Genomic DNA, 14541 nt, shown 5'->3' with positions numbered 1-14541 from the left:
TGCAGGTCACGTACACCTGGCGGCCATGTGCCCGTTAGGCGGGGAGAACGACCGGCACGAGCGAGGAGCAGCGCATGACGGCATGGATGGTACGGACGGGACACGGTCCCGCGCACCCGAATTCGGGACGGGGGCCGACGGCGGGACCCGAGGGGGAGCCGAGGGCGCGGAGCCGGGGGATCTCACGGGTCCCTGGTGTGCTGGCGGGCGCGGCGGCCCTGCTGACGCTGGCGTACGGAGCGGGCGTCGGGGTCGCCGCCCAGGAGCCCGCCCCCGGCGGTGGCCATGACACCCCTGGCGCCCACGGAGCGCAGGGGGGCCAGGGCGCGGGTGGCCACGCCGCACCCGGCACTCCCGTGGGCCACGACGCCCCCGGCGGCCACGGTGCGCCCGGGGCTTCCGCGGTGGAGCCGAGCCGCGCCGATGGCGTCGCCGGCGCGGGCGGCGCCTCGTGGACGCGGGCCGCGGGGGTGTTCTCGCCGCCCGGTTCGTTCGTCCCGTCCGACGCGCTGACGTACGACACCCGGCTGGTGCCCGCGGGAGCGCGGATCGAGGTCACCGGGTTCACGGACCCGTCCGGCACCCGGGTCGGGGCGCGCCTGCGAGGACTCGTGCCCGGCCGGGCGTACGGGATGCATGTGCACACCTCGCCCTGTGGCGCCGACCCGGCCGCCGCGGGCCCTCACTACCAGCACCGCCCGTCGCCGACCGCGGACCCGGTCAACGAGGTGTGGCTGGACTTCCGGACGGACGAGGAAGGCGACGGGCGCGCGGAGGCCGTCCACGACTGGAACTTCCGTGAGGGCGGGGCACGGTCGGTGATCATCCACGACCGGCAGGGCGGTGCGGGGGAGCGGGCGGCCTGCTTCACGGTGCCGTTCGGGTCCGACGGCAGGGGCTGACCGGGTAGCACGGCGTACGCCGCAGCGCCCCGCTCCCTGCGCGAACGCGGGGGAGCGGGGCGCGTAGTCGTACGTCTTCCGGTCTCACCGCAGCGGCCCCACCGCGCGCCGGGTCGGCGCCGGAACGCGGGCTGGGCGGGGCCGGGGAGAGCCGTGGTGCGGGAGCGGCCGGTCAGACCGAGACCGCCGGGGCCTTGTCCTGCCGCGTCGCGTCCCCGGCGGTGTCGGCGGTGCCGGTGCTCCGCGAACCGAAGAACCGGTCCAGGGCGACGGCACCCGGGCCGGTGAAGACCAGCAGCAGGAACGCCCAGCAGAACATCGCGGACGGCTCGCCGCCGTTCTGGAGCGGCAGGAACGCCTCCGGCTGGTGCACCTTGAAGTACGCGTAGGCCATGGAGCCCGAGGCGAGGAACGCCGCGGCACGGGTGCCGAGACCGAGGGCGACCAGAGCCCCGCAGACCAGCTGGATCAGAGCGGCGTACCAGCCGGGCCAGGCACCGGTCTCCGCCTGATCGCCGCCGAGCACCCCGAAGAGGGTGGCGGCGCCGTGGAAGGCGAAGAGCAGGCCGACGACGAGGCGGAAGAGGCTGAGCACATAGGGCTGCGCCTGGTTCAAGCGGATGAGCATGGGGGGTGGGCTCCTTCGGTCGGGGTGGGGACGTGAACCGACTGGGCGCATCAGGTTAGGGAAACCTCACCGTTACTTGCAACTTCAACATTCTGTCGTATGGCTGAAAATCGACTAACTCTCCGGGGTGGGGAACGCTCAAGAACCCCTACGAACTTGGGCTCCCCGCTTCCCTGCTGTGGCCTGTACCAATGTCAGCGCAGACTTCCGGCCAAGCGGTGTGAGCGTTATGAGCAGGTGTGCGCAGGGGACGTACCGCGCCGCTTCCCGCGGCCGGTCGGGTCTTCTCGGGCGCGGGCATTGCCTGCTGTCTCCGGGGCCGGGGCTCACGTCACGCGGGTGTCGACCGTCACCAGCCGTACTCGGCCGAAAACGCGCCGGTACGCCGACCGGGTACCTGCACTCGGTCGGCGTACCGGGGTGGTGACGGGGTCAGCAGCCGTTCAGCGCCGACTGAAGAGCGCTCTTCTCGGCGGAGTCGACGCTCAGGTTGTAGTGCTTCTTGACGTGGACCCAGGCGCGGACGTACGTGCACGTGTACGAGGAGCGCGGCGGCATCCACTCGGCCGGGTCCTTGTCGCCCTTGGACTGGTTCACGTTGTCGGTGACCGCGATGAGCTGGGGGCGGGTCAGGTCGTTGGCGAACGACTGGCGCTGGGCGTTGGTCCAGCTGCTCGCGCCGGAGCGCCAGGCCTCGGCCAGCGGGATCATGTGGTCGATGTCCACGTCGGACGCGGCGCTCCAGGTGGCGCCGTCGTAGGGCGAGTACCAGCTGCCGCTGACCGCGGCGCAGGAGGAGTCCTGCTGGACGTTGGTTCCGTCGCGCTTGAGGACGACCTCGCGGGTGTTGCAGGTTCCCGACTGGGTGATCCAGTGCGGGAACTTGTCGCGGCTGTAGCCGCTGGACGACCCCTCCGCGCCGACGGTGAGCTGGCTCAGGTAGGTCCGCGCGGTCGCCGCGCTGACCGGGGTGGGCATGGCGGCCTGTGCGCCGGGGGCGCTGAACAGGGCGGACGTGGCGGCGAGCGCTGCGGTTGCGGCGACGACGGAGAGGCGACGCGCGTAGACACCGGACATGCGAACTCCCTTGATGTGGGGGGTGCGTGGGTGGGCGACGATCGGGCTTCGGCGGATCCCGGCCATCGTGGCGACGCCAGGTTTCTGTGGGGTGGGCGTCAGGTAACAGAGTGGCGACATGTGCACGTCACATCAAGAGGTGTGCAAGGGGAGTGACGGATCGCGGGGGCGCGCGCGTCCGTCACGGGGGGTCTTCCCGAGCGTGGTGGGCACCCTGACGGGGGAACAGGGGGCGCTCGGGCTTCCGTTCACGCCCCCTCCGGGGGTCGCCTGCGGCCCGCTCGCCCCCGGTCGGCCCGCGTCCCCGGTTCTCCTGCGTCCTCGGTCGTCCCGCGCTCCGGCGGTCTCAGGGCGCGATGGCCGTACGGGCGTGTGGCATCGCATCGACGTGCGGCGCCTCGGAGAGCGAAGGCCGTACGGGCCCTGCGGCATCGGGGAGTTCGGCGGGAAGTGCGGGGCTCTACCGTTGCCGCCTGCTGCTTCCGGTCTTCGTCACCCTCGGCGTCGTCCTCGCCGCCCTGCTGTTCCTCGCCGCCGCCGTCTCCCTGCTCATCGGCTGGGTCGTCCGCTCGGCGGCACCGCTTCGCGGGTTCGTGGCGCTGATGTTCGCCGTGGCCGTATGGACCGCCGGCCGTCGCATCACCGGCAATCGCACCTGGCGTTGGGCCGCCGTGCCGATCGGAGCGGGTGTGCTGCCCGTCGTCGGGGCGCTGTTGCTCACGGGGCTCGTGCCGGTCCGGGGTGTGGCGCTCTACCGGTGGCGGGCATCCTCCTCGGCGGGGCGCTCACCGCGACCGTCCTCGGCGGGCGGCGCGCCCTGGGCGAATTCGCCGCCCGGCGCGGGGGAGGTGGAGGCGGGCCTGGCCCTCGGGCTGCTCGACCGGGACGCCCGGCTGGAGATCGTGCGGCCGACGGCTTCGGACGCGTTGCTGCCCGGGCTCGACCAGACCCGGACCGTCGGGCTCGTCACGCTGCCGGGGGCGTTCGTGGGCATGCTGCTGGGCGGCGCCTCACCGGTGGAGGCGGGCGCCGTGCAACTCTTCGTCCTCGTCGCGCTGATGGCGGTCCAGGGGGTGGCCGTCGCGACGGTCCTGGAGCTGGTCGCGCGCGGGCTGCTGTACCGGGACTGAGGCTGGGGGGCGGGGCTTTCCGGCTGCCGTCTCGGGCCTCGGCGATGTGCAGGCGGGTCTCAGGCCTCGTCGATGTGCAGCCGGATCGAGCCGTCCTCGGCCGCCTCCACCCGCACCCGCGTCAGGTCCGCCACATGGGCGTCCGGCGCCAGGGTCGCGGCGCGCGGGCCGACGCCCACGACGCGCATGCCCGCCGCCCGGCCCGCCGCGATGCCCGCCTCGGAGTCCTCGAACACGACGCAGTCCGCCGCGTCGAAGCCCAGCTCCGCCGCGCCCTTGAGGAAGCCCTCGGGGTCCGGCTTGCTGGCGCCGACCTGCTCGGCGGTGACGCGGACGGCGGGCATCGGCAGCGCGGCCGCGTTCATCCGGGCCGTCGCGAGCGCGCTGTCGGCGGAGGTCACCAGGGCGTGCGGCAACTCGGCGATCGCGGCCATGAACGCGGGCGCCCCGCCGATCGGCACGACGCCCTCGACGTCGGCGGTCTCCTCGGCGAGCATCACCCGGTTGTCCGCGTAGTTCTCCTCCATCGGGCGGTCCGGGAGCAGGACGGCCATCGTGGCGTACCCCTGCCGGCCGTGCACCACCTTCAGTGCGGCCTCGGGGTCCAGCCCGTGCTCCACCGCCCAGCGCCGCCAGCAGCGCTCCACCACCGCGTCGGAGTTCACGAGGGTGCCGTCCATGTCCAGAAGGAGGGCGCGTGCGGTGAGGACGGTGGCCGGCATCGGCTGCTCCAGGAATGCGGGGGAATGTGCGAACGGCCCGGGCTCGCGTACGGCAGGGCGGAACCAGAGCAACCCCCGCCCGCCGGTCAGGGAGTGCGGGCGGGAGCTACTTTGTTCCATCACGATACAAAAACCGGAGCCGGAACGCCAATCACCCGGCTCGCCGCTTCCTGCTCTCCGCTTCCCGCTCGCCCCTCGCCGCTTCCCGTTCTCCGCTCGCCCCTCTCCGGCCCGCCGGGTGTCCTGCCTCAGCGGTGCCCGCGCCCGCTCGTCTCCGCCTCCAGTGCGCGCCGGGTGTTCGGTCCGTACACGCCCACCGGATCGCCCTGGATCGCCTTGTACGACTGGTAGATCGCCACCGCGTTCTCCACCCGGTCGTTGTAGTTCTGGTCGGACGGCCCCGAGTAGAGCCACAGTTCCCTGAGCCGGTTCTGCAGCACCCCGACCTCCGGGCCGCGGTCGCCGGGCCGCAGCGAAGGGCCGGCGAACTCCGCGGGCGGGGCGGCGGACGGCGAGGACGTGGGCGCGCCGCCGTTCTCCGGGGCGGGCGACGCGCTCGCCGTCGGCGACGCGGGCGCGGCGGCGGTGGCGGTCGGCGAGGGCTCCCGGCTCTTCGTCGGCGAGGCGGACGCGGACGGCGATGCCGACGGTGCGGCCGAGCGGGACGGCGTACGGGACGGAGTGGCCGACGCGGAGGAGGACGGGGCCACCGAAGCGGCCGGTTCGTCCTCCAGGTCCGGGACGCTCGTGGTCGCCTCCGGCAGTGCCTCGTCCCCGCTGTCGTCGCCGCCGAGGAGTCCGCCGGCGAAGGCTGCCGTGCCGACCACCGCGGCCACGGCCGCCCCCACGGCGAGCGCCCCGAAGGGCCGCCTGCGGCGCGGCTGCACGGGGTCGGGGGCGAAGGCGGGGTTCGCGGCGGCGGTTCGCCTGCGGTTCCGGTCCCCGCTTCCGGCCGGTGCGGGGTACGCGCCGGTGGGGGCGCCCGGGCCCGCGGCCGTACCCGTACCCGGGCCCGTACCCGCGTCCGAGCCGTCGCCGCCCAGGAACAGCGGCATCGTGGTGGCGGCCGAGCCCGGAACGTCGGGCCCCGGCCCTCCGGGCACGGAAGCCTCGCCGGTCCACGTGCCGGGCTGCCGCACGCCCTCGGTGATGCCAAAAGCCTCGCCGGCCCCCGAGCGGTCCGGCCCCGCCCCCGGGTGGTCCGGCCCCGTGCTCGCGTGGTCCGTCAGCGTCACGTACGGCCGGATGCGCAGCGGGTCGAAGTCCTCGGCCGCCGCGATCTCCGCCGTACGGGCGGCGCGCTGCTCGTCGTCCGTGAGCGGGGCCGAACCCGCGCCCGCGCCGCACCGGCACGGCACCCGGTACTCCGTGCCGGGCTCCCCGGCCGTCCGTCTACCGCACTCCGGGCATGCGTGTCCGGTCATCGTGGGTCCCCTCCCCTTGAACTGCCTGCGATTATGCAGCCCGCTCCGGGGAAGCCCAACGGGCCGCAGGGGGCACGGCCCGCCCTCGGCAGGCCATAACGGGGCGAAACGTCCAGGATGGGGGTGTAGTGGATCAGCGGACGCAGCGGATCGAGGAGACGCCATGGCCCAGCGGAGGAGACGCCCATGTCCCAGCAGCTGAGCCCGCCGCCCTCGGCCGCGGCCCCCGGTGAGGGGCATTCCCACCGGAGCGTCCTGGTGGCGATCGGGGCGCTGCTCCTCGGCATGCTGCTCGCGGCACTCGATCAGACCATCGTCTCCACGGCGCTTCCGACGATCGTCAGCGAGCTCGGCGGGCTCGACCATCTCTCCTGGGTGGTGACCGCCTATCTGCTGGCGGCCACAGCGGCGACCCCGCTGTGGGGCAAGCTCGGCGACCAGTACGGCCGCAAGAAGCTCTTCCAGACCGCGATCGTCATCTTCCTGATCGGCTCCGCGCTCTGCGGAGTCGCCCAGAACATGCCCCAGCTGATCGGATTCCGTGCTCTCCAAGGGCTCGGTGGCGGCGGGCTCATGGTGCTGTCCATGGCGATCGTCGGCGACCTCGTCACCCCGCGCGAACGCGGAAAGTACCAAGGGCTCTTCGGTGCCGTCTTCGGTGTGACGAGCGTCCTCGGGCCGCTCCTCGGCGGCTTCTTCACCGAACACCTCAGCTGGCGCTGGGTCTTCTACATCAACCTGCCGATCGGCGTCCTCGCGCTGGGCGTCATCGCGGCCGTCCTGCACATCCCGGTCCGCCGTGAGAAGCACACCATCGACTACCTCGGCACCTTCCTCATCGCGGCCGTCGCGACCAGCCTGGTGCTCATCGCTTCCCTGGGCGGGACGACCTGGGCCTGGGCCTCCCCGCAGATCATCGTGCTCGCGGTGCTCGCCGTCGTCCTGCTCGCGGCCTTCGTCGCCGCCGAACGGCGTGCCGTCGAGCCCGTGCTGCCGCTGAAGCTGTTCCGGATCCGGACCTTCACCCTCGTCGCCGTGATCAGCTTCGTCATCGGCTTCGCCATGTTCGGCGCGATGACCTACCTGCCGACGTTCCTCCAGGTGGTCCACGACATCACCCCGACGATGTCCGGTGTGCACATGCTGCCGATGGTGTTCGGCCTGCTGATCACCTCGACCGCCTCCGGCCAGATCGTCAGCCGGACCGGTCGCTGGAAGGTCTTCCCGCTCGCGGGCACGGCCCTCACCGCCGTCGGTCTCCTGCTGCTCCACAACCTCGACGAGAACAGCTCCACCTGGCTGATGAGCGCCTGCTTCTTCGTCTTCGGCGCCGGTCTCGGCCTGGTGATGCAGGTACTCGTCCTGGTCGCCCAGAACTCCGTCTCGTACCAGGACCTCGGCGTCGCCACCTCCGGCGCCACGTTCTTCCGGTCGATCGGCTCCGCGTTCGGCGTGGCGATCTTCGGCACCATCTTCGCCAACCGGCTGACCGGTCAGCTCACGGACGCGCTCGCCGGGCAGCCGCTGCCGCCGGGCATCGACGCGGGCAGCCTGTCCGCCGACCCCCGGGCCATCGGGCAGCTCCCCGCCGACCTCCGGCCCGGGGTCCTCAGCGCGTACTCCACCTCCATCACGGACGTCTTCCTGTACGCCGCCCCGGTCGTCCTCCTGGCCTTCGTCCTCGCCTGGTTCCTCCGCGAGGACAAACTCCGGGGATCGGTGACCGCCCCGGACACCAGCCAGACCCTCGCCTCCAACCCCGTCGAGCGCTCCTCGTACGACGAGTGCGCCCGCGCCCTGTCCGTGCTCGCCACCCGGGAGGGCCGCCGCGAGATCTACGAGAAGATCACCGAGCGGGCGGGGTACGACCTGCTGCCCGCGGCCGGCTGGCTGCTCCTGCGGATCAAACGGCACGGCATGGTCGAACCCGCCCGGCTCGCCGAGACGGTTCCCGTACCGCTGCGTGTGATCACCGACGCGGCCCGGCAGATCGAGGAGCGCGGACTGGCCCGCCGGGAAGGTCTCCAGATGATCCTCACCGACTCCGGGGCCGAAGCCGTCGTCCGGCTCTCGCAGGCCCGCGAGGACTCCCTCGCCGAACTCCTCGGCGACTGGTGGGGCCCCGAACGCCCCACCGACCTGGTCAGACTCGTCCATGAACTGACCGCCGAAGTCAGCGGCTCGACCAGGGAACGGCCCCGCTCCCCGACGCCTCCCCGCGACCACGAGGCCCATCTGCGCCACGACGAGCGCGAGGCCCACAGCCGGGTCCTCGACGACCAGCACGACCACGAGGACCGCGACGGCCACGGCCGTCACCACCCGCCCGTCTGAGCCGCCCGCCTGCCGGACTCCTGCCCCGGGGGTCACAGCTCCTTGGCGAACCAGTGCTCCGCGTACCGGTTACGGCGGTGGAACGCCCGCACCTCCCGGTACCCGTGCTTCGCGTACAGCCCGCGCGCCTCGACCAGGTCGTTGCGGGTGTCCAGGCGCAGCAGCCGTACGCCGTACGCCCTCGCCGCCTCCTCCACCGCGGCCAGCAGCAGCCCGCCGCCGCCCGTCCCCCGGAACGCCGGGCGCACGTACACCCGCGTCAGCTCCGCCGTACCCGCCTCGGCCTCCTCCGTGAGCACCAGCCCGGCACAGCTCGCAGCCTCGCTCCCGTACCGGCCGACGACGAACTGACCGGTCGGCGGTACGAGCAGGTCGGCCCCGTCGTCGGCCAGCCCGTCGGCGATCTCCTCGGCGGTCGCGGGCCGATTCCAGTAGCGGCTCGCGACCTCGTCGTAGTAGTCACGGCGCAGGGCGCTCGCGTCGGGGGAGTCGAATCGTTCGGCGGCCACGGTCCAGGTCATGTGGGGCATTCTTGCTGCCGTACGGCCTGACGACGACGCAATTACCCGTGCGGGGGGCAGCAGTGACCGACGTGTCCACGACATCGGCGATACCCACGACCCGAGCCATTCAGCACCTGGCCGAACGCTGGATACAGGACGGCATGACCGCCGCCGGAGCGGCAGTCCGAGGCCGGAGCCGTACCGTGCCGCCCGCCGGCTTCGTCTGTTCGCCCGCCGGGCTGTGGCTCGCCCTGGCCGCCGTCGCCGCGGGCGCCCGCGGCGGGACCGCGGCCGAGCTGCGGGCCCTCCTCGGCACCGCGGACCGGGAGGCCGCCCCGGCCGTCACGGAGGTGGCCCGGGAGCTGGCGACGACCGGGGCGCTGGGCGTGGCCACCCGGGTCTGGAGCCGGGTGCCCGTGCTGCGCGCGTACCGGGAGGCGCTGCCGGACGTCCGCTTCGACCCGATGGACCCGGCGGCCGTCGACGCCTGGGTGCGCGAGGCGACGGGCGGGCTCATCGAGCGGCTGCCGCTGGAGATCACCGACGACACCCTGCTCGCCCTGGTCAACGTCCTGGCGCTGAAGGCCCGCTGGGAGACGCCGTTCGAGGGGTGGCGCACCCGAGACCTGCCGTTCACCGACGCGGCCGGGACGGTCCGGAAGGTGCCGACCATGTCCAAGGACGTGCCGATGGCCGACGCCTGGACGGCCGGCGGGACATACGTCGTCGAGCTGCGCTGCGCGCGGGAGCCCGGCGGCGCCCCCGGAGCCCGGGTCCGTCTCGTCCTGGGCGAGCCGGGGGCCGGCCCGGAGCGCGTGCTCCCCGCGGGCTGGGCGCCCCGGACCACAGGGGCCCCGCTGGACGCCGACCGGGTGACCGTCGGGCTGCCGCGGCTCGCCCTGCGTACCCGGGTGCCCGTCACCGGCCAACTGCCCGCCCTCGGCGTACGGCTGGCCACCTCCGACGACGCCGACTTCTCCGGCCTCTCGCCCGAACCTCTCCTCGTCTCCGACGTGATCCAGGAGGCCGTGCTGAAGATCGCGGAGGAGGGCGTGGAGGCCGCGGCCGTGACGGTGGTCGCCATGGCCCCGGCGGGCGCGGCGCCCCGGCCGCAGCGGGTGCACCACATCGCCTTCGACCGGCCCTTCGGCATCGTCGTGCTGGCCGGAGCCGACGACGTACCCCTGTTCACCGCCTGGCAGGCGGAGACCCCCGCGGCCCCGGACGCCTGAAGCCTTCCCGCGCCCGGCCGATGCCCTCCCCGCGAGCCCCCGTCATCCCCGCGGACGAATTCTTCCGGACCAAAGCAGGATGACAGCCAGGCAAAGAGGGGGTTGATTGGGTCTACCTCGTAGGGCAATGCGAGGCTTCATCCTGCATGGCCCCCACTCGAAGGGCGATGCACGGAACGGTGGGAGGGTCGGCGCAGCGTGGTGAATGCGGATCACAGTGTGCGCGGTGACGCGGCGGCGGACACGGGAGCGAGAACGGGGCTGACCAGGGCCCTGCTCTGGCTGGTCGTGGCCGCGCTCGCGGTACGGCAGGTGGCGGTGGTGCTCCGGCAGCCACCGGGGGAACGGCTCCTCGATCTGGAGACCTGGATCGGGGAGAGCGGCGTCCTGCACGTCACGGGCTCGTTGTACGACAGCGGCCGGTTCACCGGGACGCCCTTCGCCGGGCTCGTTCTGAAGCCGCTCACCGCCACGGCCCAGCAGACCCTGGGCGTGGCCTGGACGTTCGGGTCCCTGCTGCTCGTCGTCGCCCTCGGCCTCGTCGCGGCCAAGGCGTTGCCCGGGCCGGTGGGCCGCCGGACTGCTCTGCTCGCGGCCCCCGTCGCGATCTGCCTGTTCATGCTGTCGCTGCCGGTCCGCAACGCCCTGCATCTGGGCCAGACCAGCATCCTGCCCGTCCTGCTGGTGCTGCTGGCCTGGTTCGTCGTCCGGGAGCACCGGGCGGCGGGCGTCCTTGTCGGTGTCGCCGCCGCCTTCCAGCCGGTGCTGCTGCTCTTCGCCGCCCTGCTCTGGCTGACCGGCAGACGGCAGGCGTCGGTGAGCGCGGGCGCGGCCTTCGCCCTCGCCACCGCCGTCGCCTGGGCCGCGGCGCCGAAGGACTCATGGACGTACTGGGTGCACCATCTGGCGGGCTCCGGACTGGGGGAGCGGCCCGACAGCCTGGCCAACCAGTCCCTGCACGGGGCGCTGCTCCGGCTCGGCCTCGAAGGGCCCGTGGAGATCGCCCTGTTCCTGGTGCTCGCCGCCGCCGTCGTGGTCATCGGGCTGCGGCGCGCGGTGCGGTACGCCGCGGACGGGCAGGTGCTCCTCGCGGTGGCCGTGACCGGGTGCGTCGTGGTCGCCGTCTCGCCGACCGCCTGGCAGCACCAGCTGCTCTGGGTGCTCCTCGCGGTCGTCGGCAAGGTCGGCAAGCGGGCCTCCGACCGGCTGGTCTGGCCGTCCGTGGTGGTGCTCGCCGTCACCCTGCCGGGCACGATGCTGCTGCCGAACATCGAGCCGCTCTTCCCCGTACGCGACAACATCCTGCTCCTCACGGCGCTCGGCGCGGCCTGCCTCGCCCCGTTCCTGCCCCGCACCTCGCCGTACTGGCAGCACCCGGTCCCGACCGAGTACGCGAAACCGGTCGCGGCGCGCTGGAGACGCGTACCGCTCCTGCCGTTCTGGCGCCGGGTCTTCACCCGCCCCAACCTGCTGCTGGAACTCCTGCTCATCCGGGTCGTCTACGACGCCTACGCCCAGGTCCGCCTCGCCGCCCGCGCGGGTCGCCCGCTCGCCGAGGAGCACGGCCGGCAGATCCACGCCATCGAGCAGTGGCTGCACATCGACATCGAGCACTGGGTCAACCACACGGTCGTCGGGATCACCTGGCTGCGGGAGTTCTTCGACTACTACTACTCCACGTTCCACTTCATCGTCCCGCTGACGATCCTCGGCGTGCTGTACGTGCGCCGCCCCGCCGACTACCGCTGGGTCCGCTCCTCCATCGGCTTCGCCACGCTCCTCGCGCTCGTCGGCTTCTGGCTCTACCCCCTGGCCCCGCCCCGGCTCATGCCCGGCCTCGGCTTCATCGACACCGTCCACGGGGTGCAGGACTTCGCGAAACCCGACTACGGGACGCTGACCACCGTCACCAACCAGTACGCGGCGATGCCGTCGCTGCACTTCGGCTGGTCGCTGTGGTGCGGTGTGGTGATCGTGATGCTGGCCCCCAGGCTGTGGATGAAGGCGCTCGGTCTGCTGCACCCCCTCTTCACCATCGCCGCGATCGTGGCCACCGCCAACCACTGGGTGCTCGACGCGGTCGGCGGCGCACTGGTCGTGGCGGCGGGCTTCGGGCTGACGTACGTGCTGTCGGGGCCACGGAAGCTGGTGACCGACGAGGAGCGGGAACCGTCGGCGGAACCCGTGGAGGCGCCGCCCGCGGAACCCGCGGTCGACCTCGACCCCGGCCCCGGCGCCGAGCCCGTGCCGGCCGGGAAGCAGGAGGCGGCACACAGCGGGTGAGCAGGCCGAAGGGGTGCCGGGCGGCGTTCACCGTCCCGGCACCCCTTCGGCGTGGATCGCCGCGTCCGTCCATGGTCCGCCCGTCGCGCCCGCCCCGCCACTCGGCGGGGCGGATCAGGATGCCGCCGCCGTGGTCACCTGGAGCTGCTTGATCCCGTTGAGCCAGGCCGACCGCAGCCGCCGCGGGTCAACGTCAACGGCGGCGCGATCGCGTTGGGCCACCCGGTCGGTGCGACGGGCGCCCGGCTGATCACCACGGCCCTGCACGAACTGGAACGCCGCGACAAGGAGTTCGCACTGATCACGATGTGCGCGGGAGGAGCCCTGGCGACGGGAACGATCATCCAGCGGCTGTGAGCACGGCACCCGTGCCCGGGGAGGCCTAGGTGTGTTGTCCGGGGACGTTGGTGACACGCGTGCTGGTGTTCTTGAAAGAGGTGAGGGCCTCCGGGTTCGGTGTGGATTGCGACATCTGCACCGATCCGAGGAGGCCCTCGTGGTCCACCGTAACGCCCCGCTGACCGAGACCGGGCGTCTTCGCCTGGCCCGCTGTGTCGTCGAGGACGGATGGCCTCTGCGCCGGGCAGCGGAGCGTTTCCAGGTCAGCCACACCACCGCCGCCCGATGGGCCACCCGCTACCGGCAGCTCGGCGTCGCCGGAATGAGTGACCGCTCCAGCCGGCCCCACCACCAGCCCCGACGGACACCGGCCGAAATCGAGACGGAAGTCCTCCGCCTCCGGCGCGAACACCGCATAGGCCCGCTCCGGCTGGCCGTCCGGTGCCACATCGCGGCCTCGACCGCTCACCGCATCCTCCAGCGACACGGCCAGCCGCCCCTGGCCGCCCTGGACCGTGCGACCGGCGAGCCCATCCGCCGCTACGAACGCGCCCGACCCGGCGAACTGGTCCACATCGACGTCAAGAAGCTGGGCCGGATTCCCGACGGCGGCGGCCACAAAGTCCTCGGCCGGGCAGCAAGCAGCCCGAACAAGGACCGACGCAACGGCGCCGGATACGCCTACCTCCACACCGCACTCGACGACCACAGCCGCATCGCCTACACCGAAGACCTTCCCGACGAGACCGCCCCGACCTGTGCAGCCTTCCTCGTGCGGGCCACCGCCCACTTCGCGTCCCTGGGCATCCGCATCGAACGGGTCCTGACCGACAACGCCTGGGCCTACAGCAAGAACACCTGGCGCGACACCTGCCGCGACCTGGGCATCAGCCCCCGCTGGACCAGGCCCTGGCGTCCGCAGACCAACGGCAAGGTCGAACGCTTCCACCGCACCCTGCTCGACGAATGGGCCTACCAGCGGACCTACACCTCAGACCACGAACGCATGGAAGCGTTCACCGACTGGCTGCACTGGTACAACTACCACCGACCCCACACCGGCATCGCAGGCCAAACACCCGCCAGCCGCGGCACCAACCTGTCCGGACAACACACCTAGGGGGTGTCGGCTGCCCCGTCCGCCCCGGGCTCCTCGAACGCCGCCCGCGCGTCGAAAGCGGCGCGGCGGGTGGCCCGGCGCAGCGCCTTCAGCAGCGTCGGGCCGAGCGTCAGGGTCAGCACCACCGTCAGCACCGCCCGCCCCAGGTCCCAGCCCAGCGAGGTCGCCGCGCAGTAGGCCAGGAAGCGGACCAGGTTCTCGTGCACCGGGGCGCCCGGGACGAACGAGATCCCCGAACCCAGCTCGGTGAGGATCACCCAGCCCTGCAGATTCATCACCGTGCCGTACGCGAACGCCGCCACGCACCCGTACACCGCGAGCATCGCCAGCTCCGTCCGCCCGCGCAGCCGGTCGGGCCCCGGCAGCAGGCCCGCGCCCATCGTGAACCAGCCCATCGACAGCATCTGGAACGGCATCCACGGTCCTACCCCGCCCGTCAGCAGCGCCGAGGCGAACATGGTCACCGAGCCGAGCACGAAGCCGAACCCGGGACCGAGCACCCGGCCGCTCAGCACCATCAGGAAGAACATCGGCTCCAGCCCCGCCGTCCCCGCGCCGAGCGGGCGCAAGGCCGCCCCGACCGCCGCCAGCACGCCGAGCATCGCGACGGCCTTCGCGTCCATCCCGGACTCGGAGATCGTCGCCACCACCACCGCGACCAGCAGCGGAAGCAGCGCCGCGAACAGCCAGGGCGCGTCCTGCGCGTGCGCGAGCCCGGACCCGCCGTCGGCCAGCAGCGGCCACCCGAAGGCGACCACGCCGACGGCCCCGGTCAGCAGCAGCACGGCCACCGACTTCGGCCCGAGCCGCACGGGCCGGGCAGCCCGTTCGGTGGCGTCCGTCATCG

General features: G+C 72.9%; 11 protein-coding genes and 2 pseudogenes. 7 read left to right on the top strand and 6 right to left on the bottom strand.

Going from position 1 to position 14541, the window contains the following annotated elements; genetic code table 11:
- The first annotated feature begins 74 nt into the window (after positions 1 to 74).
- Positions 75 to 902 (top strand): superoxide dismutase family protein, encoded by an 828-nt coding sequence (locus CCZ36_RS08495; RefSeq protein WP_128817382.1) that lies wholly within the window; start codon positions 75 to 77, stop codon positions 900 to 902.
- Between the two features lie 172 nt (positions 903 to 1074).
- On the opposite strand, the gene CCZ36_RS08490 is transcribed toward CCZ36_RS08495, so the two are convergent.
- Positions 1075 to 1530 (bottom strand): DoxX family protein, encoded by a 456-nt coding sequence (locus CCZ36_RS08490; protein WP_069738485.1) that lies wholly within the window; start codon positions 1528 to 1530, stop codon positions 1075 to 1077.
- A 432-nt stretch (positions 1531 to 1962) separates the two neighbouring features.
- The gene (locus CCZ36_RS08480; protein ID WP_069738484.1) at positions 1963 to 2607 is read right to left on the bottom strand and encodes an HNH endonuclease family protein; all 645 of its coding nucleotides are present in this window, start codon (positions 2605 to 2607) and stop codon (positions 1963 to 1965) included.
- A 473-nt stretch (positions 2608 to 3080) separates the two neighbouring features.
- On the opposite strand from CCZ36_RS08480, the pseudogene CCZ36_RS08475 reads away from it, so the two are divergent.
- A pseudogene (locus CCZ36_RS08475) lies at positions 3081 to 3737 on the top strand (ABC transporter permease).
- A gap of 59 nt (positions 3738 to 3796) precedes the next feature.
- On the opposite strand, the gene CCZ36_RS08470 reads toward CCZ36_RS08475, so the two are convergent.
- Complete coding sequence (locus tag CCZ36_RS08470; protein WP_069738483.1) at positions 3797 to 4459, bottom strand: HAD-IA family hydrolase; 663 nt, start codon at positions 4457 to 4459, stop codon at positions 3797 to 3799.
- 248 nt (positions 4460 to 4707) lie between these two features.
- A complete protein-coding gene (locus CCZ36_RS08465; RefSeq protein WP_079149626.1) occupies positions 4708 to 5883 on the bottom strand; it encodes a peptidoglycan-binding domain-containing protein in 1176 nt (391 codons plus the stop codon).
- 186 nt (positions 5884 to 6069) lie between these two features.
- On the opposite strand from CCZ36_RS08465, the gene CCZ36_RS08460 reads away from it, so the two are divergent.
- Positions 6070 to 8217: an MDR family MFS transporter gene (locus tag CCZ36_RS08460; protein ID WP_128817380.1), complete on the top strand. Its 2148-nt coding sequence runs from the start codon at positions 6070 to 6072 to the stop codon at positions 8215 to 8217.
- Between the two features lie 32 nt (positions 8218 to 8249).
- On the opposite strand, the gene CCZ36_RS08455 is transcribed toward CCZ36_RS08460, so the two are convergent.
- Positions 8250 to 8738, bottom strand: coding sequence for a GNAT family N-acetyltransferase (locus tag CCZ36_RS08455; protein WP_069738480.1), 489 nt, complete (start codon positions 8736 to 8738; stop codon positions 8250 to 8252).
- Between the two features lie 62 nt (positions 8739 to 8800).
- Here CCZ36_RS08455 and CCZ36_RS08450 point away from each other — a divergent pair, with 62 nt between their 5' ends.
- The 4 genes and pseudogenes from CCZ36_RS08450 (at position 8801) to CCZ36_RS08435 (ending at position 13694) form a co-directional block, all read left to right on the top strand.
- Positions 8801 to 9952, top strand: coding sequence for a serpin family protein (locus CCZ36_RS08450; RefSeq protein WP_128817379.1), 1152 nt, complete (start codon positions 8801 to 8803; stop codon positions 9950 to 9952).
- 219 nt (positions 9953 to 10171) lie between these two features.
- Entirely contained in the window at positions 10172 to 12235 is a 2064-nt protein-coding gene (locus tag CCZ36_RS08445) for a bifunctional glycosyltransferase 87/phosphatase PAP2 family protein (protein WP_069738479.1), read from the top strand.
- A gap of 183 nt (positions 12236 to 12418) precedes the next feature.
- A pseudogene (locus tag CCZ36_RS08440) lies at positions 12419 to 12592 on the top strand (steroid 3-ketoacyl-CoA thiolase); the annotation flags it as partial.
- A 139-nt stretch (positions 12593 to 12731) separates the two neighbouring features.
- Complete coding sequence (locus CCZ36_RS08435) at positions 12732 to 13694, top strand: IS481 family transposase (protein WP_164873491.1); 963 nt, start codon at positions 12732 to 12734, stop codon at positions 13692 to 13694.
- On the opposite strand, the gene CCZ36_RS08430 is transcribed toward CCZ36_RS08435, so the two are convergent.
- Entirely contained in the window at positions 13691 to 14539 is an 849-nt protein-coding gene (locus CCZ36_RS08430) for an ECF transporter S component (protein WP_069743395.1), read from the bottom strand. The genes CCZ36_RS08435 and CCZ36_RS08430 overlap by 4 nt on opposite strands.
- Positions 14540 to 14541: the final 2 nt, after the last annotated feature.

This window comes from Streptomyces sp. S063 (genome assembly GCF_002832675.1).
In the GTDB taxonomy this organism is placed as follows: domain Bacteria; phylum Actinomycetota; class Actinomycetes; order Streptomycetales; family Streptomycetaceae; genus Streptomyces; species Streptomyces sindenensis.
This window is presented reverse-complemented; position numbering and strand designations above follow the sequence as displayed.